The organism is Corallococcus sp. CA047B, assembly GCF_003612065.1.
GTDB lineage: Bacteria > Myxococcota > Myxococcia > Myxococcales > Myxococcaceae > Corallococcus > Corallococcus praedator.
Map to the genome: position 1 here is coordinate 1 of NZ_RAWD01000076.1, position 21,005 is coordinate 21,005.

Sequence of the window (21,005 nt, forward strand, 5' to 3'; positions counted from 1 at the left end):
GCGCTGGAGGCTCCGCTCCGGCGCCGGGTGCTCGCCCGACTGCTGGACGCGGCGGGCGCGCGGGTGGACCAGGGGACGCTGGAGCGGGTGATGGACGCGGTGCGCCGAGGCGGCACGACGCCCCTCAGTGGCGGCGCTTCGCTCACGGCCACGGGCGGGCGCGTGCGCTGCGTGGGGCCGCGTCCGCAGGGGGCTCCCGGGGTGCTGGTGCTCGCCGGAGCGGGCGCGGAGGGTGGATTTGGCGCGTGGCGTTTCCAGGTGGCGGAAGGATCCGCGCCCCCGGGCGTGTTGGAGTTCGCGCTGGGGAAGGAGACGGCGTGGCCACTGACAGTGCGCTCCCGGAGGCCGGGGGACCGCGTCCGCACGCGGTCGGGGCACCGCAAGGTGCAGGACGTGCTGGTGGATGCCCGCGTTCCGGCGGAGGCGCGCGACGCGCAACCGGTGGTGGTGGACGCGGACGGGGGGCTGTTGTGGCTCCCCGGGGTCGGGGTCTCCGTCGCGGACCGGGGAGCGCCAAGCACCGAGGTGGCTTCCCGACACTCGCTGTGGGCGTCATCTCCGGCCACAAGCGAACGCAAGGGGCCTCCGTTATAGAGTCGATGCCTCGAAACGGGGGGATGGTCGCGGACCCCTAAATAGTTGAGGGCTTTTTACTGTTGCTGATACGGTCCGTCGCTGGCCTGCACACAGGCGGGCGCCGGGCAAATGACGAACATCGCCGGGGTTCTTCCTGGCACGGCCCTCATCCCGCCGAGTACCGAAAGGGCAGCTGAAACGTGCGTTCGACCTACAAGACCATCGGGCTCTGGGTCATCCTGATCGTCCTCTTCGTCGCCTTCTACAATTTCTTCTCGCAAGGCAACGAGCAGGTGCAGGAACCGACCTTCACCCAGCTTCTGACCAAGGTGGAGGAGAAGAAGGTCCGGGCCGTCTCCGTCAAGGGCAACACCTACTCCGGCACGTTCAATGATTCGAACGACAAGTTCCGGACCACGGGACCGCCGCCGGACGTGGCCGTGCTCAACCAGCTCCGTGCCGCCGGCGTGGATGTGAAGTACGAGCGCGAGGAGCAGAACAGCCTCTGGCTCACCATCCTCGGGCAGTGGATGCCCGTCGTCTTCCTGTTCCTGTTCTTCATCTTCTTCATGCGCCAGCTCCAGGGCGGCAGCGGCAAGGCGATGACGTTCGGGAAGTCCAAGGCGAAGCTCCTGAGCGAAAGCCACAACAAGGTCACGTTCGCGGACGTGGCTGGCGTGGACGAGTGCAAGGAGGAGCTGGAGGAGATCGTCGCCTTCCTCAAGGACCCCAAGAAGTTCACCAAGCTGGGCGGCCGCATCCCCAAGGGCGTCCTGATGATGGGGCCTCCGGGCACGGGCAAGACGCTGCTCGCCCGCGCGGTGGCCGGTGAAGCAGGCGTCCCGTTCTTCTCCATCTCCGGCTCGGACTTCGTGGAGATGTTCGTGGGCGTCGGCGCCAGCCGCGTGCGCGACCTGTTCGAGCAGGGCAAGAAGAACGCCCCCTGCATCATCTTCATCGACGAAATCGACGCCGTGGGCCGCCACCGTGGCGCGGGCCTGGGCGGCGGTCACGACGAGCGCGAGCAGACGCTCAACCAGCTGCTGGTGGAGATGGACGGCTTCGAGTCCAACGACGGCGTCATCCTGATCGCCGCCACGAACCGTCCGGACGTGTTGGATCCGGCGCTCCAGCGCCCGGGCCGCTTCGACCGCCGCATCATCGTTCCCCGTCCCGACCTCAAGGGCCGCCTGGGCGTGCTGAAGGTGCACACCCGCCGCGTGCCGCTGGCGCCGGAAGTGGAGCTGGAGGTCATCGCCCGCGGTACTCCCGGCATGACGGGCGCGGACCTGGAGAACCTGGTCAACGAGTCGGCCCTGATGGCCGCGCGCCAGAACAAGGAGCGCGTGGACCTGACGGACTTCGAGCAGGCCAAGGACAAGGTCTTCATGGGCCCGGAGCGCCGGTCCATGATCATGACCGACAAGGAGAAGCGGAACACGGCCGTCCACGAGGCCGGCCACGCGCTGCTCGCCAAGCTGCTGCCGGGCTGCGACCCGCTGCACAAGGTCACCATCATCCCGCGCGGTCAGGCCCTCGGCGTCACCTGGAGCCTGCCCACCGAGGACAAGGTGAACGGCTACCGCAAGCAGATCCTGGATCAGATCACCATGGCGATGGGTGGCCGCATCGCCGAGGAGATCATGTTCAACGAGATGAGCAGCGGCGCGGCGAACGACATCGAGCGGGCGACGGAGACGGCGCGCGCCATGGTGTGCCGCTGGGGCATGAGCGAGAAGATGGGCCCGCTGGCGTTCGGCAAGAGCGACGGTGAGGTGTTCCTGGGCCGCGACTTCAACTCGTCCAAGGACTACTCCGAGGACACCGCCCGGCAGATCGACGCGGAAGTGCGCAGCATCGTCGTGGGCTGCTACACCCACGGCAAGCAGTTGCTCACCGACAAGATGGACGTGCTGCAGCGCGTGTCCGACGCCCTGGTGGAGTACGAGACGCTCGACGCCGAGGACGTGAACATCATCCTGCAGGGCGGCCAGCTCACCCGTGAGCGTCCGCCCCCGCGCGTCAGCTCCTCCCCGAAGCCGACGGAGAAGAAGGACAAGCGGAAGATCCTCGACGCGCTCGAGGGCCTGCCCAACATGGAGCCGAAGAAGGCGTAGTCGCCTCTCGCGGCACCTGACGCAGTGACGAAGGCCCTTCCCGCGACTGTCGGGGAGGGCCTTCGCTTGGGTCTGGCCTTCCGTGGGCGGAAGGAAGCGGCGACACTGGGCCTTCGCCTGAGCCCGTTGCCGCCGAGGTGCCCCGACCGTGATGCGTGCCCGTCTCATCTCCCGCGATCGTCCCGACGACCTGATGCTGGCGCTGCGCCGGCTGAACCTGTCCGTGCGCTCCTGCCAGCAGCTGACGCGCGAGCTGGGCCACGCGCAGGTGCTCGTCACGGGAGGACGGCCCTCGTACGAGGAGGAGCTGCTTCCCGAATACGGCACCCGGGAGCGCGAGCAGTTCCCGACGTGGGTGTCGGGCAAGGCCAGCGACCGGGCCGGGGATGCGCTCCTGTCCGGCAGCCGCAAGCAGTTCGAGCGGCTCATCACGCTGGCGCGCAAGTCGCCCCGCACGGACGCGCTGGCGCGCGCGCTGGAGGCCGTGCTCGAACTCCAGACGCCGCCCGTGCTGGAGCTGGGCGGACGCCGGTTCGAGTGGGGCACGCGCACGTACGTCATGGGCGTGGTGAACGTGACGCCGGACAGCTTCTCCGACGGCGGCCGGTTCCCGGACGCGGCCAGCGCGGTGGAGCACGGGGTCGCCCTGGCGGAGGCCGGCGCGGACATCCTCGACGTCGGAGGCGAATCCACGCGGCCGGGCTCGCTTCCGGTGCCCGCGGAGGAGGAGCTGGCGCGCGTGCTCCAGGTGGTGGAGGGCCTGCGGGCGCGCACGTCGGTGCCCATCTCCGTGGACACCATGAAGGCGTCGGTGGCGGCGGAGGTGCTCAAGGCCGGAGCGCACCTCATCAACGACGTCACCGGCTTCCACTTCGACCCGACCCTGCCCGGCGTGGTGGCCGCCGCGGGCGCGGCGTGTTGTCTGATGCACACCCAGGGGATGCCCCGGACGATGCAGCAGGCGCCCTTCTACGAGGACGTGATGGGCGAGGTGATGGACTACCTGGAGCAGGGCGTGCTCCAGGCGCTGCTGGCGGGCATCCCTCGCGAGCGCATCCTGTTGGACCCCGGCATCGGGTTCGGCAAGACGCTGGAGCACAACCTCTTCCTGCTGCGCCGGCTGGAGGAACTGCGGGGGTTGGGTCAGCCGCTGCTCGTGGGCACCAGCCGCAAGTCCTTCCTTGGAAAGCTCACGGGAGGCAGGGGCCCCACCGAGCGGCTGGCGGCCACGCTGGGCTCGGTGGCGGCGATGGCGGTGATGGGCGGCGCGGACGTGGTGCGGGTGCACGACGTGACGGAGGCGCGCGACGCGCTGGCGGTGGCGGATGCCATTCGCCATGCCCGGGGCGGCGGCGACCTGTACGGCGCCTGACGCACGCAAGCCTGGTTGTCATAAAGAGGCCAGGCGGGCGTGCCTGGGTGCTTGCCTGGTGGTCATCCCGTCCCTACGTTCGAGCCCGCGTGTCGGAAGGGGTATAAGCCCCGGGACGTGAGCGTGGCCGGAGGACATCTCCGGCGTGGGAAAGGTGGAGCGGGACACATGGCGTACAGGATGAACATGCCCCCCAAGGAAGCGCAGAAGACGGAGCGGCTGTTCGGCACCGACGGCGTGCGCGGCGTGGCCAACGTCTATCCGATGACGGCCGAGGTCGCGATGAAGCTCGGTCGCGCGCTGGCGTACCTCATCCGCAGCGGTCCGCACCGGCACCGCGTCATCGTGGGCAAGGACACGCGTCTGTCCGGCTACATGCTGGAGCAGGCCCTGTCCGCCGGCCTCATCTCCATGGGCGTCGACGTGGAGCAGGTGGGCCCGCTGCCCACGCCCGGCATCTCCAACCTCACCACGTCCATGCGCGCGGACGCGGGCGCCGTCATCTCCGCGTCGCACAATCCCTACCAGGACAACGGCATCAAGTTCTTCTGGCGCGACGGCTTCAAGCTGCCGGATGAGACGGAAGCGAAGATTGAAGAGCTGGTCTCCAGCGGGGAGATCGACAACATCCGCCCCACGGCCACCAAGATTGGCCGCGCCATCCGCCTGGAGGACGCGCGGGGCCGCTACATCGTCTACCTGAAGGCCACCTTCCCCCGTGAGCTGACGCTGGAGGGAATGACCATCGTCGTGGATTGCGCCAACGGCGCGGCCTACAAGACGGCGCCCGCGGTGCTGGAGGAGCTGGGCGCGAAGGTCATCGCCCTGGGCGTGTCTCCGGACGGCAAGAACATCAACCACAAGTGCGGCGCGCTCCACCCGGAGGGCCTGGCCAAGGCGGTGGTGAAGCACGGCGCCAACCTGGGCGTGGCGCTGGACGGCGACGCGGACCGCCTCATCGTCGTGGACGAGAAGGGCAACGTCGTGGACGGCGATGCCATCATGGCCATCTGCACGGGTGAGCTGGTCGCTCGCAAGGAGCTGAAGAAGAAGACGCTCGTCGCCACGGTGATGAGCAACATCGGCCTGGAGCGCGCGGTGGCGCAGTGGGGCGTGAAGGTCGCGCGCACCCGCGTGGGTGACCGTCACGTCGTCGACGAGATGCGCCGCAACGGCTACAGCCTGGGTGGCGAGCAGAGCGGCCACCTCATCTTCCTGAACCACACCACCACCGGCGACGGCACGCTCGCGGCGCTCCAGCTGCTGGCGGTGATGTGCCGGCAGGGCAAGCCCCTGAGCGAGCTGGCCTCCATCTTCCAGCCGGTGCCGCAGACGCTGCTCAACGTGGTGGTGAAGCAGCGCCGGGAGCTGGGCGAGCTGCCCACGGTGATGAAGGCCATCAAGAACGTGGAGCAGAAGCTGGGCTCCTCCGGCCGCGTGCTGGTGCGCTTCTCCGGCACCGAGCCCAAGGCCCGTGTCCTCATCGAAGGCGAGGACGCGACGCGCAACGAGGCCTACGCCCGCGAAATCGTCGAGGCGATCTCCAAGGCGCTCAACGGTTAGCAGGACGGGGCCTTCCGTCCCGGGCCCCGCGCAGGACGGTTGACTTCCGGACGCCGGCCACCAATAGAGGGGCCGGCGCGGGCCCGGGCCTCGGACAATCCCGCACCTCGCGCCGGGTGAGGAGCGGTCGATGGGACAGCGACTGGGTGTCAACGTGGATCACGTGGCGACGCTGCGGCAGGCGCGGCGCACCGTGTATCCGGATCCGGTGACGGCGGCGGCGATGGCGGAGCTGGCCGGCGCCCGGCAGATCACCATCCACCTGCGCGAGGACCGGCGCCACATCCAGGACCGGGACCTGCGCATCCTGCGCGACACGGTGCAGACGCTCCTGAACCTGGAGATGGCCGCCACCGCGGAGATGGTGAAGATCGCCTACGAGTACAAGCCGGACGTGGTGACGCTCGTGCCCGAGCGGCGCGAGGAGCTCACCACCGAGGGCGGCCTGGAGGTCGCGGGCCAGCGCGAAACCATCGCGAAGATCATCAAGAACCTGAAGGACGGGGAGATCGCCGTCTCGCTGTTCATCGATCCGGACCTGGACCAGGTGCGCGCGTCGCACAAGGTGAACGCGGACCGGGTGGAGCTGCACACGGGGCGCTACTGCGAGGCGCGCAACGACAAGGAGCGCGCGCGGGAGCTGGCGCGCATCGTGGACGCGGCCAAGGCGAGCGCGAAGCTGGGCATGGGCGTGGCCGCGGGCCACGGGCTCAACTACGACAACGTGCAGGCCATCGCGCGCATCCAGGAGATCGACGAACTCAACATCGGGCACGCCATCGTCGGGCGCGCGGTGCTGGTGGGCTTCGAGCGCGCGGTGCGAGAGATGTTGGAACTGATGCGCGACCCGGGGTAGCCGCCATGTCCATCGTCGGCCTGGGGTTGGACCTCTGCTCCATCGAGCGCATCCAGCGCATCCTCGACGGGCCCCGCAAGGATGCGTTCCTGGCGCGCGTGTACACCGAAGGCGAGCGCGCCTACTGCGCGCCCCGCCACGACGCGGCCAGTGCCTTCGCGGCGAGGTTCGCGGCGAAGGAGGCGCTGGTGAAGGCGATGGGCGTGCCGCCCGGGGTGCACTGGAAGGACATGGAGGTGGTGCGCGAGGGCGGCCCGCCGCGCTTCGTGCTCTCCGGCGTGGCCCGTGAAGTGATGGAAGCGCGAGGGTGGGAGGCGATGCTCGCGCTCACCCATGATGCCGGCGTGGCCGCGGCCACGGTGGTGCTCCAGACGAAGTGAAGCAGGAAGGACTGAAGCCATGCAGCGCGTGCTCACCGCCGTCCAGATGCGTGAAGCCGAAGCGGCCGCCCAGGAACACCACGGGATGCCCTCCGGGTTGTTGATGGAGAACGCGGGCCGTGCGCTCGCGGACGCCGCCCGGAGCATCGCGGGCCCGGGGGGGCGCTTCACCGTGCTCTGCGGCCCCGGCAACAACGGCGGGGACGGGCTCGTCGCCGCGCGCTTCCTGCTCGAAGGTGGGGCGCGCGTGGTGGTGTCGCTGGTGGGCGACACGGCGAAGCTCACCGCGGAGTCGAAGCGCAACCTCCAGGCGCTGGAGGGCTTTGGCGAATCGCCGCGCGCCTTCGAAGCGCTGCCGGAGGCGGGCGCGGGGGACGTGGTGGTGGACGCGCTGTTCGGCACCGGCCTGCGCCGCGCACCGGAAGGGGCCTTCGCGGATGCGATTGGCACCGTGGCGCGGTGGCGGCGCGCGGGGGCGAAGGTGGTGGCGGCGGACGTGCCGTCGGGCCTCCAGAGCGACACCGCGGAGCCCTTTCCGCTGTGCGTGGAGGCGGACGTCACGGTGGCCTTCGGGTTCCTGAAGCCCGCGCATGAGCTGGAGCCCGGCGCTTCGCTGTGCGGGGACGTGCGGCGCGTGGACATTGGCCTGGGCGGCGAGTCCGCGCGGGCGGTGTCGGGCGCGGAGCTGCTGCGGGTGGAGGAGAAGGACGCGCGCGAGGTGATTCCGGCGCGCCGCGCGGACACGCACAAGGGCACCTACGGCCACGTGCTGGTGGTGGCGGGCAGCCCGGGCAAGACGGGCGCGGCGGCGATGGTGGCCCTGTCGGCGTTGCGCAGCGGCGCGGGGCTCGTCACGGTGGCCACGCGCGCGGAGGCGCTGCCGTGGGTGATGGCGCACTCGCCGGAGATCATGGGCATCGCCCTGCCGGGAGAGGGGCCGCTGGGCAAGGGCGACCTGGAGGCGCTGAAGGGCGCGCTGGAGGGCAAGGACGCGCTGGTGATGGGCCCGGGCATCCCCCGGGGCCCGGAGACGGGCGCGCTGATTGGCGACCTGCTGGCGGCGGTGGACGTGCCCGCGGTGCTGGACGCGGACGCGCTCAACGCCGTGGCGGAGGACCTGACCGTGCTGCGCCGGGCCAAGGGCCCCGTGCTGCTCACGCCGCACCCGGGGGAGATGGCCCGGCTGTGGGGGCGGACGACGAAGGACGTGCAGCAGCACCGCGTGGGCGTGGCGCTGAACATGGCCACGTCGCTCAATGTCACGGTGGTGCTCAAGGGCTCGCGCACGCTCATCGCGGAGCCGGGAGGGCGCGTGTTCATCAACCCCACGGGCAACGCGGGCATGGCCACCGGTGGCACGGGTGACGTGCTGTCGGGCGTGTGCGGCGCGCTGCTCGCGCAGGGCATCAAGCTGCCCAGGGCGGCGTGGACGGCGGTGTACGCGCACGGACTCGCGGGAGACCTCGCGGCGAAGCGGCGGGGCCTGATGGGCCTCATCGCCACGGACCTGCTGGAGGACCTGGGGTCGGTCTGGGTGCGGTGGGGGCGATGAGCGAGCCCACCCTCACGCGGCGCCTGGTGTCTCCGTCCCCGGAGGAGACGCACCGGCTGGGAGTGAAGCTGGGCAAGCTGCTGGAGCCCGGGGACTTCGTGGGGCTCGTGGGCGACCTGGGCGCGGGCAAGACGCACCTGGTGCGCGGCGTGGCGGAAGGGGCGGGCGTGGCGAAGTCGGAGGTGGCGAGCCCCACGTTCGCCATCGTGTATCCGTACGAGGGACGCATCCCGCTGTACCACGCGGACCTGTACCGGCTGGCCGACTACGAGGAGCTGTACGCCACCGGCTTCGTGGACATGGTGGCCGACAACGACCGCGCCATGTTGGTGGAGTGGTTGGACCGCATCCCCCAGGCCGCGCCGCGCGAGTTCCTGCGCATCTCGCTGCGCCATGCAGGGGAGGCCGAGCGGAGCCTTGAGGTCGAAGCGTTTGGTGTGCGTCCCACCGCGCTGCTTGAGGCGTGGCTCGGCTGAAGCACGCCCCGGGTGCGGCCCACGCAGCGCGGTTCAGGCCACGCTGCTCTGGGTCGGCTCACACGCGCGCGGGTTCAGCACACCTTCGGCCAGCGTCTGCACCTTCCAGCGGCGGAAGACGAGCCGCGCGTCCACGCCCACCACGTCCTCTTCATCCACCGGCACCCAGTGGGGACCGCCGCACAGCGACTCGCTGGCGACCAGGAACTGCTGGAGCGGCACGTCCGTGTTCGGCGCGCGCAGCACTTCGGGGCAGCCGCCGATGCCGGAGGAGATGAAGAGCGTGCGGTTGCGGCGCGTGGCCACCATCGCCTCGCCGTCCGTGACGAGGAAGTTCATCGCGGAGCGCTCCTTCGGCTCGCGGCTTCCTGGCACGTCCGTCATCGTGGACACGAGCGTCATCGTCTCCGCCAGGGCTCGCGCCATCGACTCCGCCGGCACCGAGCCGTCGAGCGGACCCCGCTCCGCGAGCCGCGACAGGAACAGGTAGAAGCAGCGCTCGCTGTCCGTGGTGCCCTTGATGTTGACGCGCAACTCCGGGTGGATGAGCGCCTCCACGGCGGCCTTGTGCTTCGCGAACTCGCGCAGCGTGCCGTTGTGCACGAACGACCAGCGGCCGAAATGGAACGGGTGCGAGTTGCGGATCTCCACCGCACCCACGCTCGCGAGCCGGATGTGCGCGACCACGGTGCGCGCGGACACCTGACTCGACACCCGCTCGAAATCAGGATCACTGTGCGCGGGGCCCACGCCATGCGCCACGAGCGGTGAACATTCCTGTCCGTATGAGGCAATGCCCCATCCGTCCTTGTGCTCGCGCGACTGGATGAGGAGCGAGTTCCTCTCCGTCACCAGGGCGGTATGGACAGCAGCGGGAACCGCGGATCTGAATCCAAATAATCGGCACATGGTGGCAGCTGATCTCTACAACGGCCGGCCCACGAGGGAAGTTCCACTTGCCCCCTCGGACGATGCCCGTTGTTCAGCGGCACGCACTCAGGGACAGCAATCCATCCGCGCGCGACACACCACCTGTCCTGCCTTCACCACCACTCGCGCGTGGCTGATACCCAGATGATAAGGCAGGTGCCGGTAACTGCGACAGCCGAAGACCACCAGGTCGCCCGCATCACCGACAGCCAGCCGCCCCTGCCGTTGCAACCCCAAGCATTGCGCGGCGCCCCGTGTGGCGGCCCAGTACGCCTCGGCGGCAGTCAGCCCGTTCTCCAGGCAGGCGAGCCCCAGCACCAGCGCCAGGTTTTCCGTCATGGAAGAACCGGGATTCACGTTTGAACCCAAAGCAATGTTGACGCCCGCGTCGCGCAACTTCCGGCCGGGCGCGTAGGGGCGCATGCGCAGGAAGAGGGTGGAGGTGGGCACGAGCACGGCGGTGACGTTCGCGGCGGCGAGCGCGCGGATGCCTTCGTCCGTCACCTGCTCCAGGTGGTCCGCGCTGCTGGCCCCCACCTCGGCGGCGAGCGCGGAGGCCCCGCAGGCGGTGAGCTGATCCGCGTGCAGGCGCGGCGTGAGGCCCAGCGCCTTGCCCGCGAGCAGCAGGCGGCGTGACTCGTCCACGGTGAAGGCGCTCTCCTCCGTGAAGACGTCACAGAAGCGCGCCAGGCCCTCGCGCGCCACGGCGGGGAGAATCTCGTTGATGCACAGGTCCAGGTAGTCGCCTCGGCGGCCCTGGTACTCCGCGGGCACCGCGTGCGCGCACAGGAGCGTGGGCACCAGCTCCAGCGGGGACAGCGCACCCAGCCTGCGCACCGCGCGCAGCATCTTCAGCTCGTCCGCCAGCGACAGGCCGTAGCCGCTCTTCACCTCGGCGGTCGTCACGCCCTGCGCGAGCAGCCGCTCCAGGCGGGGCAGGGCGAGCCGGGCCAGCTCCTCCTCGCTGGCCGCGCGGGTGGCGCCCACCGTGTTGACGATGCCGCCGCCCGCCTTGGCGATTTCGAGATACGTGGCGCCCTGGTTGCGCAGGTCGAACTCCGCGGAGCGCTCCCCCGCGAAGACCAGGTGCGTGTGCGGATCCACGAAGCCCGGGCCCACGAAGCCGCCCTCGGCGTCGATGATCTCCGTCGCGTCCGTGAGCGCGCCCCTGGGCAGGTCCGCTTCCCGGCCCACGAAGGCCACGCGGCCCTGGCGGATGCCCACGCAGGCGGCGGGGCGCGGGGTGAGGGCCACCTCCGCGGGCTCGCGGTGCGTGCCCTCGACGGTGAGCACCTCGGAGGTGTTGCGAACCCACAGGTCGAGCGCTTCCGTCATGTGTCAGCGTCCTCCACGCACCCCGGCGATGGGCACGTTCCAACTGCTGCCATTCGCGCGGGCCCGGCCGAAACCGCCGGACACCTCCAGCTTCGACTTGCCGGCCTCGCCCAAGGAAATCTGCGCGGCCACCACCGCGCCGTAATACACGCTCGTCACCTGCGAGCCGGGGTTCACCAGGGACTGGTGCACGCCCACGAAGGGCACCAGCCCCAGCGACATGCCGGGCTCCGGCTGCACGCTGAAGGCGCAGGTGCCCTCCATGCCGAACAGGCTGCTGGTGCTGTCCGTGTCGCCCAGGCCGAAGTCCGACGCGCCCCGCACCGCGATCGCCGGGGCCAGCCCCACCGTCCGTGAACCGATGTAGTACGACAGGCCCGAGTACAGGCCGTAGCCCGGCACCGGCGCCAGGAAGAACTCCCCCTGGAGCCCGACGTGCAGCGACAGCCGCTCATCCAGCGGCAGCGTCACCGTTCCGTCGTAGGCGATGCCCCACTGCTCGCTGTCGAAGGGCTTCGCGTCGCCCTCGAAGGCGCCGTCCAGCTCCCCGCGCTCGGACAGCTGCGGGGCGTTGAGGCGGGGGCCGGAGCGGAAGCCGATTTGATAGAAGCGCTCGTTGGACAGGCCCGGACCCATGCGCATCACCATGGGCCCGGTGGTGGTGGGCGTGCAGGCCGCGAGCACCCCCAGCACCCCCGTCATCAAGACTGCGCGGATCCGGCTTGGCATCCGGCGCACTCTAGGCGGTGAGGCCCGGGATGCGCACGCCCCGCTCCTTCGCGACGTCGGTGGCCTCCGTGTAGCCGGCGTCCGCGTGGCGCAGCACGCCCATGGCGGGGTCGGAGGTGAGCACGCGCTCGATGCGGCGCGCGGCCTCCGGGGTGCCGTCCGCGACGATGACCTGGCCCGCGTGCAGCGAGTAGCCCATGCCCACGCCGCCGCCGTGGTGGAAGGACACCCACGACGCGCCGTTCACCGCGTTCACCAGCGCGTTCAGGATGGGCCAGTCCGCCACCGCGTCCGAGCCGTCCTTCATGGCCTCCGTCTCGCGGTTGGGGGACGCCACGCTGCCGCAGTCCAGGTGGTCGCGGCCAATCACGATGGGCGCCTTCACCTCGCCCTTGCGGACCAGCTCGTTGAACGCGAGCCCGGCCTTGGCGCGCTCGCCATAGCCCAGCCAGCAGATGCGCGCGGGCAGGCCCTGGAACGCCACGCGCTCCTGGGCCATGTCCAGCCAGCGGTTGAGCGACGCCTTGTGCGGGAACAGCTCGCGCACCGCGCGGTCCGTGCGGCGGATGTCCTCCGGGTCTCCGGACAGCGCCACCCAGCGGAACGGGCCCATGCCCTCGCAGAACAGCGGGCGGATGTACGCGGGCACGAAGCCGGGGAACTCGAAGGCGTTCTGCATGCCGCCCACCTTCGCCTGGCCGCGCAGGTTGTTGCCGTAGTCGAACACGTGGCTGCCGGCGGCCTGGAAGTCGTTCATCGCCTGCACGTGCATGATCATCGACTCGCGCGCGCGCTTCACGTAGCCCTCCGGGTCGCGCTTGCGCAGCTCGGCGGCGGCCTCCAGCGACAGGTCCGTGGGGATGTAGCCGTTGAGCGGATCATGCGCGCTCGTCTGGTCCGTCACGAGGTCCGGCTTGATGCCGCGCTTGTACAGTTCGCGGAACACCGACGCCGCGTTGCCGATGATGGCGATGGAGCGGCCCACGCGCTTCTGTTGCGCGTCCTTCGCCAGGGCCAGCGCCTCGTCGATGTCCTTCGCCACCACGTCCAGGTAGCGCGTCTCCACGCGGCGCTGGGCGCGGTGCGGATCGATCTCCACGCCCAGGAACACGGCGTTGTTCATCGTGGCGGCCAGCGGCTGCGCGCCGCCCATGCCACCCAGGCCACCGGAGAGGATGAGGCGGCCGGCCAGGTCCTCGCTGCCGAAGTGGAAGCGGCCCGCGGCGGCGAAGGTCTCGTAGGTGCCCTGAAGGATGCCCTGCGTGCCGATGTAGATCCACGAGCCGGCCGTCATCTGGCCGTACATCATCAGGCCCTTCTTCTCCAGCTCGTGGAAGTGCTCCCAGTTGGCCCAGTGGCCCACGAGGTTGGAGTTGGCGATGAGCACGCGCGGCGCGTCCGGGTGCGTGCGCAGGATGCCCACGGGCTTGCCGGACTGCACGAGCAGCGTCTCGTCGTCGGTGAGGCTCTGGAGGCTTGAGACGATGCGGTCGAACGACGGCCAGTCGCGGGCGGCCTTGCCGGTGCCGCCGTAGACGACCAGGTCTCCGGGCTGCTCGGCCACGTCCGGGTCGAGGTTGTTCATCAGCATCCGGAGCGCGGCCTCCTGCACCCAGCCCTTGCAGGAGAGGGTGGTGCCGCGAGAGGCGCGGATGATGCGGGACATGCGGAAGGCTCCTGGAAAGGTGGCGCGTGAAGGGGCGCCCGGGCGGGCACCCTAACCGAACCTTCCACGTCGCGGGGGGACGCCGTGCAGGGCCTGTCCCCTCGCGAACCCGGGCCGCCTGGACGCCGTGCGTCAGTAGTCCTTGCGCGCCCCCACGCTGGCGAAGAAGCGGAACTTGTTGGTGCTGTCGAAGAACTGGATGCTGCTGCCCGAATCCAGTCCGACGAGGGTCCCCCGGCAGTTGCCGCAGATGAGCGCGCCATTGCGGCGGATGTTCCACTGCCCGAACATGACGTCCTCGGTGGGGAAGCTGGCGGAGCCGCTGATCAGCTCGACGTCATAGTCCCGGAAGGTGGGGGTGGGGCTGCCAAGGATGACGGCGCGACCGTGCAGGTTCGCGAACACGGCCCCGGTGGACTCGCTCCAGCTGATCACCACGCCCCCTTCCGTCACCGGATACAGGGTCGAGCCCGAGTTGTCGCTGATGTACATGCCGCTGTCGGACCAGATGCTGTGCACACCGGCGGCGGCCAGGGCGGGGAGGGACAGCAGCAGCGCGGCGGCGATGGCGAAACGCACGGCCTTCATGGGAACTCCGAGTGATGGGGGCACGGGGACCCCGCATGTGCCCCCATCCTGCACGAAACCCGCTATGCGTGAAATACGTGTTTACCGCGCAGGCTTCGTGCGTCAGTAGTCCTGGCGCGCGTCCACGTAGGCGCTGAAGCCGTAGACCTCACCGCTCGTGTAGAACTTGATGCCGCTGCCCACCCCCGCCGTCAGTCCGTAGGCGCTGCCGGTGCAGCCGCCACAGATGAGCACGCCGTTGCGGTGGATGTTCCACAGGCCGTTGATGTTGGAGGCGGTGACGGCGGTGACGGACGAGCCGACCAGGTTGAAGTCGTAGGAGTTGCCGTTCGCGATGCCGCTGAAGCTCGCGTACGCGTACAGGGTGCTCTCGTTCCAGGTGATCGCCATGTTGACGCCCGTCGCCGGAGACGACGCGCCGTTGTCGACAATGGACAATCCGTGGGTGGACTGGATGCTGTGCCCGGCCAGGGCGGGGACGGACACGAACAGCGCGGCGGCGGCGGCGACGGAAGAGATGGCCTTCATGGGGATGGCTCCTGCTTGGGGGGACGGGGGCCGTGAAGCACCCCGTGTGGACCCATCCTGCATGAGCCCGGTGAGACTTGAGAATATGGTCTTGTCCTTATTCCAGGAGAGTCCTGATCAACCCCCGACCTGTCGGGAAGGCGGGAGCGGGGTAGAGTCCGCGCCCGGAAGAGAACGACCCGGGACGAAGGTGGGACATGGCCAAGGCACCACGACAGGTGGAGGACGCGGACGAGAAGGCCCTGGCGGTGCCGGCGGCCCAGCCTCCCGTGGAGGTCCGCCCTCCGGATGTGGGCGCGGTGAAGACGGTGGCGGGGGGCCTGCCCGCGGTGCTGCACGCGTTCAAGCACGTGCTGGGAGAAGCGGGGCCCTGGCGCGGCGGCAAGCTGCTCTGGAAGATCAACCAGACGGATGGCTTCGACTGTCCCGGGTGCGCGTGGCCGGATCCGTCGCACCGGTCGGTGAACGAGTACTGCGAGAACGGCGCGAAGGCGGTGGCGGAGGAGGGGACTCGCGAGCGCGTGACGCCGGAGTTCTTCCGCGAGTGGAGCGTGGCGCGGCTCGCCGGGCAGTCCGACCTGTGGCTGGGCAAGGCGGGCCGGCTCACGCACCCGATGGTGCTGCGCGAGGGCGCCACGCACTACGAGCCCCTGTCGTGGGACGAGGCGTTCGCGCTGGTGGCGGAGGAGTTGAACGCGCTGGGCTCACCGGACGAGGCGTGCTTCTACACGTCCGGCCGGACCAGCAACGAGGCCGCGTTCCTGTACCAGTTGTTCGTGCGGCAGTTCGGCACCAACAACCTGCCGGACTGCTCCAACATGTGCCACGAGTCCAGCGGCACGGGCCTCTCGGAGACGCTGGGCATTGGCAAGGGCTCCGTCACGCTGGAGGACTTCGACCACGCGCAGGCCATCTTCGTCATTGGCCAGAACCCGGGCACCAACCACCCGCGCATGCTCACGGCGCTCCAGGCCGCCGCGCGCCGGGGCTGTGAAATCGTCAGCGTCAATCCGCTGCCGGAGACCGGGCTCAACCGCTTCAAGCACCCGCAGGAGGTGCTGCACCTGCTCGGTCCCGGCACCGCGCTCAACAAGCTCTTCCTCCAGGTGCGCATCAACGGCGACGTCGCGCTCCTCCAGGGGCTGGGCAAGGCGCTGCTGGAGCGCGAGGCGAAGGCGCCCGGCACCGTGGTGGACCGGGCGTTCGTCGAAGGCAGGACGGCGGGCTTCGACGCGTACGCGGCGCACCTGGGCACGGTGTCGTGGGACGACGTCGTGGAACAGAGCGGCGTGCCCCGCGAGCAGATTGAGTCCGCGGCGGACATCCTGGCGAGATCCGAGCGCACCATCTTCTGCTGGGCCATGGGCCTCACCCAGCACCGCAACGCCGTGGGCAACGTGCAGGAGGTGGTCAACCTGACGCTGCTGCGCGGGAGCATCGGCAAGGCCGGGGCGGGCGTGTGTCCGGTGCGCGGGCACAGCAATGTGCAGGGCGACCGCACCATGGGCATCTGGGAGCATCCCCAGCCCGCGTTCCTGGATGCGCTGGAGCGCGAGTTCGGCTTCTCGCCGCCGCGCCACACCGGGCTGGACACGGTGGCCACGCTGAAGGGCCTGCATGATGGCCGGGTGAAGGTGTTCTTCGCGCTGGGGGGCAACTTCCTGTCGGCCACGCCGGACACGGAGTTCACCGCGGAGGGCCTGCGGCGCTCGCGCCTCACGGTGCACGTGTCCACCAAGCTCAACCGCGCGCACCTGGTGCATGGAAGGCGCGCGTTGATCCTCCCGTGCCTGGGCCGCACGGAGCATGACGTGCAGGCCACGGGGCGGCAGTTCGTCACCGTGGAGGACTCGATGGGGATGGTGCACGCGTCGCGCGGCGCGGTGACGCCCGCGTCCGAACACCTGCTCAGCGAGCCCGTCATCGTCGCGCGGCTGGCGCACGCGGTGCTGGGGGCCCGCTCGAAGGTTCCGTGGCTGTCGTTGGTGGAGGACTACGACCGGGTGCGCGAGCTCATCTCCCGCTGCATCCCGGGCTTCGAGGACTTCAACCGCCGCGTGCGCGAGTCCGGCGGGTTCGCGCTGCCCAACGGTCCGCGCGAGGGACGCTTCCCCACGCCGGATGGAAAGGCCCACTTCACGGTGCACACCATGCCGCGCCTGAAGCTGGAGCCGGGGCAGTTGCTGATGATGACGCTGCGCTCGCATGATCAATACAACACCACCGTGTATGGCCTGGATGACCGCTACCGGGGCATCCACCAGGGCCGTCGCGTGGTGTTCCTGCACCCGGAGGACGTGAAGGCGCGGGGGTTGTCAGCGGGGCAGAAGGTGGACCTCACCAGCCACTTCCAGGGCCAGACGCGCGTGGCCCGGGAGTTCCTGGTGGTGCCGTACAACATCCCCCGCGCGTGCGCGGCCACGTACTTCCCCGAGGCGAACGTGCTGGTGCCGGTGGACAGCCACGCGGAGAAGAGCCGCACGCCCACGTCGAAGTCCATCGTCATCACCGTGGCCCCGAGCACTGTCTCCGCCGCCCTGCTGCCGGCCGGGACTCCGGATGTCGCGAGGCCCGGGTGAGCCTGTCTGTTCCCATGCCGTCGTCGGCCGGGGTCGGGTGGCCGGAGTCGCTCCAGTCGCTGCATGCGCAGGTGGCGGTGGCGACGCCCCAGGACGCCGTGGCCCTGAGCGCCGGCTGGCGTGAGGACTTCGCCCGCTGGGTGCGCGGGGCTTCGTTGGAGGAGCGCACGCGGGCCCAGGCCGCCGCGTGGGAGCGGCTGTCCCCGGGCGAGCGCAGTCCGGGCGAGGTGCTCTTCCTGTTGTCCACGTGCAGCGAGCTGCTCTGGCCCTACGCGGAGCCGCCCTCGGGCCTGTTGGGACAGCTCCTGGCCCGGCAGCGCGAAGCAGTGGCCACGCTCCGCGAGGCGGGGGACGCGGAGGGCGCGGAGCGGATCCAGCGCGAGACGGACGCGTCGCTGTCCACGGTGCTCACGCGCTACCTGAAGCGCCACCCGGATGCATTGCAGGCGCTGGTGCGGGGCGTGCCATGCACGTTCGACGGCCGCGCGCTGCGCTTCCAGGACGCGGTGGAGGTGGACCTGAAGTTGGTGCTGGGCGCGGGGCCGAAGTCGGTGGGGCTGCTGGAGCAGTTGCGCGCGCTCCTGCCCGACACGCGCGAGGAGGGCCGCGACCGGCTCGCCGAGTTCATCCGCACGCGCGCCGCGCGCATCCCCTGGCGCGAGGCGAGCGAGGTGCTGGGCGAGCGTCTCTTCGCGCTGGCCACGTCCCCGGACGGCCGCGGTGGCATGCGCGGCTTCCTCGCGTGCTACCCCAACGGGCGCAAGGAGCCGGACTGGTGTTCGCGCGCGGGACTGTTGCTGGCGCGCACGGTGGAGGTGGGTGGCCCGCCCGCGGTGGTGGAGAACCTGTGCGACCTGCTCACGCTCTTCGACTCGCCCCCGGTGGACGGGCTGCGCGGGGCGCTGGGCGCGCTGGTGCAGAGCGACTTCGAGGCGGCGGCGGACCTGGGCCACGCGCGGTTCGTCCTGGACCATTGCCACGGCACGATGCGCAAGAACGAACCCGCGCTCGCGCTCGCGCTCCTGTGGCTGGAGGAGCGGCTGTTCCGCGCGGCCGTGCGGCGGGGCGTGCCGGAGGCCTTCGAGCGGCGCACCCGGGCCCGCGCGCGGCTGGAGTCCGTGCCCGGCTACGCGCACCTGGTGTGGCTGGCGGAGGAGTGCGCGGAGGTGTGGCCGCGCTTCCGCTCCCCCGCGCGGCCCGGCCTGGACGGGCTGGTGGCGTGGCGCGCGGAGGTGGCGCAGCGCATGGGCAAGAAGCCCGTGTTGCGCAAGGCGGCCATCGAGTTCCTCCTGTGGTGCGCGCCGGACGAGGCGTCCTCCGAGGCGGAGCTGGCGGTGCTCGCGTTGGTGCGCACCGCCACGGACCGGCGGCTGGTGCGCAAGATGCTGGAGCACCCATCCCCCAAGGCCCGCTTCCGGGCGCGCTCGCTCCAGTCCTGGCTCCAGGCGGGCGCGGGGCAGGGCAGGTCCCCGACGCCGGTGGAGGCCACGGAGCCCGCGACGTTGACGGCTTCGCTGCGCCACCTGCACGCGACGCGCTCGGTGCCGGTGGGCGGGCGCACCTGGCTGCGCGACCGCGACCTGGAGGACCTGCTGGTGGGCGCGGTGGGGCGCGTGGAGGCGGACGTCGCCGCGCGCCATCCGGAGCGCTTCCGCGAGGAGACCGCGGAGCTGGTGGCCGGATTGCTGGAGGGCCTGCGCGCGGAGCTGGAGCGCATCCAGGCGGACCTGGGTTCGCTGCTGGCCCAGGGGCGCGCCTCCCCACTGTCCCTGACGATGACCGTGCAACGCGCGCCGCCCCCCGCGCGTGACGGGGGCGTGGAGGTGGCCTTCGTCGTGTCGGTGGAGCGCGAGGGCTTCGTGCGCACGCGGCGCGTGGTCCGGATGCCGGTGGCGAAGCTGGAGCAGCGGGGCGAGGGCCAGTGGCTGCCCACGTTCCGCCTGGGCCGCGAGCGGCTGGACGCGTTGCTCGCACGCACCGAGGCCGCCTTCTGTCTCTTCCTGGTGCCCGCCTTCGTGCGTGCCGAGTGCTGGGTGGTACCGGCGCGACTGGCTCGGGCGCTGATGGAGACGCAGGGGGCCCTGGCCGGTGTGCCCCGGGAGGCGGCGCAAGGTGTGTCCCGACCGCTTGCGCAGTGGCTGGTGTACGACGTGCTGGGCCTTTGGGTGGGGGACGAGCGGCCCGACGTGGTGGATGCGGCCCGGACGGGCGATGCCGGTGCGGACTTCGTGGTGGACCTGATCGTGCGCTGAAGGCCTCGTCCCCAGAGGGGCGGAAATGGCCCGGGGAATTGTCCGGGAATATCCAGAAGGTCCGGCGTAAAGGCTGACGAGGGATGCTGGAAGACCGTCCGGGGCAGGGGGCCCCAGGACCTCCGTCCGTCCAGTTGAACGGGATGCCTGCCTCCACGCGCGCGGCATCACCGTGTCACAAGTGACGGGAACGGCCTCCAAGTCGTTGAACGAAGTGGTGGCTGGGGGGAGGAGCGTTTCGTCAATGAAGAGGTCGAGCGAGGGAGTCGCCGTGTCGCGTTTCCACTGCGAGATGAAGACGGAGCGAAAGGGGGCCGCGCGCACGAGGTCCCCGAAAGAGCGTCCCGGAACCTTCGTGGGTGGGGTCCGGTGGCGCCAGGCGCGAACGCGGGGGGGAAGCGGAACCAGCGGGGTGTCGTTCTCCGCCCGGTGCGAGTCGCGCGAGGAGGACGCTCCGTTGACGCGTCCGGAATCCCTTCCAGAGAGCGCGGCCTTCGGGGAACTGGTGGCCCGGTCCGCCGCGGCTCGGGCCAGCTTTGATCGGATGGAGCGTGCGGCCTCCTGCAACGCCACGGTGCTGCTGGAAGGAGAGACGGGGACGGGGAAGAGCCGGGCCGCGCTCGCCATCCACCGCGCGGGAGCCCGCGCGGGCGCTCCCTTCCTGGTGGTGGACTGCGGCGCGCTCCCGGCGAACCTCCTGGAGAGTGAGCTGTTCGGCCACGAGAAGGGCGCCTTCACCGGGGCCATCCAGCGGCGCGTGGGAGCCTTCGAGGAAGCCGACGGAGGCACCATCTTCCTGGATGAGATTGGCGAGCTGCCCGCGGAGCTGCAGCCCAAGCTGTTGCGCGTGCTGGAGAACCGGGAGATCCGCCGCCTGGGCTCCAACATGCATCAAGCGGTCAACGTGCGCGTCATCGCGGCCACGCACCGCGACCTGCGCGCGGAGGTGCAGGCGGGCCGCTTCCGGGCGGACCTGTACTTCCGGCTCGCGGTGGTGGGCATTCCCATCCCCTCCCTGCGCGAGCGGCCGGAGGACCTCCCGCTCATCGCCGAGCGCATCCTCGCGGGGCTGGGCGCCACGCCCGCGCAGGTGGAGTCGCTGACCACGCCGGACTTCCTCGCGCGACTCCAGAAGGCCCCGTGGCCGGGCAACGTGCGCGAGCTGCGCAACCACCTGGAGCGCTGCCTCGTCTTCCAGAGCGCGCTGCCGCCAGCGCTCTCCGACTCCGGTCATCCGCCCGTGGCCCCCCGTTCCGTGGATGCCGCGTTGACGTACGCGGAGGCCCGACGCCAGGCGCTGGAGTCCTTCGAGCACGATTACGTGGAAGCGCTCCTCAAGCTGCACGGAGGCAAGGTGTCCCAGGCCGCCGCCGCCGCGGACATGGACCGCGTGTACCTGTATCGGCTCCTGCGCCGGCATGGCCTGAAGAGTTGATGTCTGCTTTGACTCGGGCGGGTTGAAATATACAGTCATTGACTGGCTTCATGGGGTGTTGGATCTGTCTC

At 70.5% G+C, this 21,005-nt stretch carries 17 protein-coding genes; 11 read left to right on the plus strand and 6 right to left on the minus strand.

The features are described from left to right. The 8 genes from tilS to tsaE form a co-directional block, all read left to right on the plus strand. The coding region (gene tilS / locus D7X74_RS14515; protein ID WP_147446569.1) for a tRNA lysidine(34) synthetase TilS at positions 1-594 on the plus strand (594 nt) is incomplete at its 5' end. Between the two features lie 182 nt (positions 595-776). Then, complete coding sequence (gene ftsH, locus D7X74_RS14520; RefSeq protein ID WP_120533551.1) at positions 777-2,693, plus strand: ATP-dependent zinc metalloprotease FtsH; 1,917 nt, start codon at positions 777-779, stop codon at positions 2,691-2,693. Between the two features lie 151 nt (positions 2,694-2,844). Next, positions 2,845-4,065, plus strand: a complete 1,221-nt coding sequence (folP, locus tag D7X74_RS14525) for a dihydropteroate synthase (protein WP_341870424.1) — start codon at positions 2,845-2,847, stop codon at positions 4,063-4,065. A gap of 168 nt (positions 4,066-4,233) precedes the next feature. After that, positions 4,234-5,628: a phosphoglucosamine mutase gene (glmM, locus tag D7X74_RS14530; RefSeq protein WP_120533553.1), complete on the plus strand. Its 1,395-nt coding sequence runs from the start codon at positions 4,234-4,236 to the stop codon at positions 5,626-5,628. 130 nt (positions 5,629-5,758) lie between these two features. After that, positions 5,759-6,484 carry a pyridoxine 5'-phosphate synthase gene (locus D7X74_RS14535; protein WP_120533554.1) on the plus strand — a complete coding sequence of 242 codons (726 nt, stop codon included), beginning with the start codon at positions 5,759-5,761 and terminating at the stop codon, positions 6,482-6,484. A gap of 5 nt (positions 6,485-6,489) precedes the next feature. Further along, on the plus strand, positions 6,490-6,864 hold the full coding sequence (gene acpS, locus D7X74_RS14540; RefSeq protein WP_120533555.1) for a holo-ACP synthase: 375 nt from the start codon (positions 6,490-6,492) through the stop codon (positions 6,862-6,864). Between the two features lie 19 nt (positions 6,865-6,883). Continuing rightward, positions 6,884-8,416 carry an NAD(P)H-hydrate dehydratase gene (locus D7X74_RS14545; protein WP_120533556.1) on the plus strand — a complete coding sequence of 511 codons (1,533 nt, stop codon included), beginning with the start codon at positions 6,884-6,886 and terminating at the stop codon, positions 8,414-8,416. Then, positions 8,413-8,892: a tRNA (adenosine(37)-N6)-threonylcarbamoyltransferase complex ATPase subunit type 1 TsaE gene (gene tsaE, locus D7X74_RS14550; protein ID WP_120533557.1), complete on the plus strand. Its 480-nt coding sequence runs from the start codon at positions 8,413-8,415 to the stop codon at positions 8,890-8,892. The genes D7X74_RS14545 and tsaE overlap by 4 nt, the downstream gene beginning before the upstream one ends. A 33-nt stretch (positions 8,893-8,925) precedes the next feature. Here tsaE and D7X74_RS14555 read toward each other — a convergent pair whose 3' ends face one another. The 6 genes from D7X74_RS14555 to D7X74_RS14580 all read right to left on the minus strand — a co-directional run bounded on the left by D7X74_RS14555 (position 8,926) and on the right by D7X74_RS14580 (position 14,668). Continuing rightward, entirely contained in the window at positions 8,926-9,801 is an 876-nt protein-coding gene (locus D7X74_RS14555) for a class II glutamine amidotransferase (RefSeq protein WP_120533558.1), read from the minus strand. Positions 9,802-9,888: 87 nt separating this feature from the next. Then, complete coding sequence (hutI, locus tag D7X74_RS14560) at positions 9,889-11,157, minus strand: imidazolonepropionase (RefSeq protein WP_120533559.1); 1,269 nt, start codon at positions 11,155-11,157, stop codon at positions 9,889-9,891. Between the two features lie 3 nt (positions 11,158-11,160). Continuing rightward, entirely contained in the window at positions 11,161-11,886 is a 726-nt protein-coding gene (locus tag D7X74_RS14565) for a hypothetical protein (RefSeq protein ID WP_120533575.1), read from the minus strand. A gap of 10 nt (positions 11,887-11,896) precedes the next feature. Further along, the gene (hutU, locus tag D7X74_RS14570) at positions 11,897-13,552 is read right to left on the minus strand and encodes a urocanate hydratase (RefSeq protein WP_120533560.1); all 1,656 of its coding nucleotides are present in this window, start codon (positions 13,550-13,552) and stop codon (positions 11,897-11,899) included. A gap of 132 nt (positions 13,553-13,684) precedes the next feature. Beyond that, on the minus strand, positions 13,685-14,140 hold the full coding sequence (locus tag D7X74_RS14575) for a hypothetical protein (RefSeq protein ID WP_120533561.1): 456 nt from the start codon (positions 14,138-14,140) through the stop codon (positions 13,685-13,687). A gap of 102 nt (positions 14,141-14,242) precedes the next feature. After that, complete coding sequence (locus D7X74_RS14580) at positions 14,243-14,668, minus strand: hypothetical protein (RefSeq protein WP_120533562.1); 426 nt, start codon at positions 14,666-14,668, stop codon at positions 14,243-14,245. 197 nt (positions 14,669-14,865) lie between these two features. On the opposite strand from D7X74_RS14580, the gene D7X74_RS14585 reads away from it, so the two are divergent. The 3 genes from D7X74_RS14585 (at position 14,866) to D7X74_RS14595 (ending at position 20,934) form a co-directional block, all read left to right on the plus strand. Further along, positions 14,866-17,247 carry an FdhF/YdeP family oxidoreductase gene (locus D7X74_RS14585; protein WP_120533563.1) on the plus strand — a complete coding sequence of 794 codons (2,382 nt, stop codon included), beginning with the start codon at positions 14,866-14,868 and terminating at the stop codon, positions 17,245-17,247. Continuing rightward, positions 17,244-19,499 carry a hypothetical protein gene (locus D7X74_RS14590; protein ID WP_341870423.1) on the plus strand — a complete coding sequence of 752 codons (2,256 nt, stop codon included), beginning with the start codon at positions 17,244-17,246 and terminating at the stop codon, positions 19,497-19,499. Before D7X74_RS14585 ends, D7X74_RS14590 begins: the two co-directional genes overlap by 4 nt. A 412-nt stretch (positions 19,500-19,911) precedes the next feature. Then, on the plus strand, positions 19,912-20,934 hold the full coding sequence (locus D7X74_RS14595) for a sigma-54 interaction domain-containing protein (RefSeq protein WP_370450752.1): 1,023 nt from the start codon (positions 19,912-19,914) through the stop codon (positions 20,932-20,934). The last annotated feature ends 71 nt before the right edge of the window (positions 20,935-21,005 follow it).

What these genes read in the sequence shown, in the direction of transcription:
- folP (WP_341870424.1), top strand. Translation starts at nt 2,845, where the DNA reads ATGCGTGCCCGTCTCATCTCCCGCGATCGTCCCGACGACCTGATGCTG.
- glmM (WP_120533553.1), top strand. Translation starts at nt 4,234, where the DNA reads ATGGCGTACAGGATGAACATGCCCCCCAAGGAAGCGCAGAAGACGGAG.
- D7X74_RS14535 (WP_120533554.1), top strand. Translation starts at nt 5,759, where the DNA reads ATGGGACAGCGACTGGGTGTCAACGTGGATCACGTGGCGACGCTGCGG.
- acpS (WP_120533555.1), top strand. Translation starts at nt 6,490, where the DNA reads ATGTCCATCGTCGGCCTGGGGTTGGACCTCTGCTCCATCGAGCGCATC.
- D7X74_RS14545 (WP_120533556.1), top strand. Translation starts at nt 6,884, where the DNA reads ATGCAGCGCGTGCTCACCGCCGTCCAGATGCGTGAAGCCGAAGCGGCC.
- tsaE (WP_120533557.1), top strand. Translation starts at nt 8,413, where the DNA reads ATGAGCGAGCCCACCCTCACGCGGCGCCTGGTGTCTCCGTCCCCGGAG.
- D7X74_RS14555 (WP_120533558.1), bottom strand. Translation starts at nt 9,801, where the DNA reads ATGTGCCGATTATTTGGATTCAGATCCGCGGTTCCCGCTGCTGTCCAT.
- hutI (WP_120533559.1), bottom strand. Translation starts at nt 11,157, where the DNA reads ATGACGGAAGCGCTCGACCTGTGGGTTCGCAACACCTCCGAGGTGCTC.
- D7X74_RS14565 (WP_120533575.1), bottom strand. Translation starts at nt 11,886, where the DNA reads ATGCCAAGCCGGATCCGCGCAGTCTTGATGACGGGGGTGCTGGGGGTG.
- hutU (WP_120533560.1), bottom strand. Translation starts at nt 13,552, where the DNA reads ATGTCCCGCATCATCCGCGCCTCTCGCGGCACCACCCTCTCCTGCAAG.
- D7X74_RS14575 (WP_120533561.1), bottom strand. Translation starts at nt 14,140, where the DNA reads ATGAAGGCCGTGCGTTTCGCCATCGCCGCCGCGCTGCTGCTGTCCCTC.
- D7X74_RS14580 (WP_120533562.1), bottom strand. Translation starts at nt 14,668, where the DNA reads ATGAAGGCCATCTCTTCCGTCGCCGCCGCCGCCGCGCTGTTCGTGTCC.
- D7X74_RS14585 (WP_120533563.1), top strand. Translation starts at nt 14,866, where the DNA reads ATGGCCAAGGCACCACGACAGGTGGAGGACGCGGACGAGAAGGCCCTG.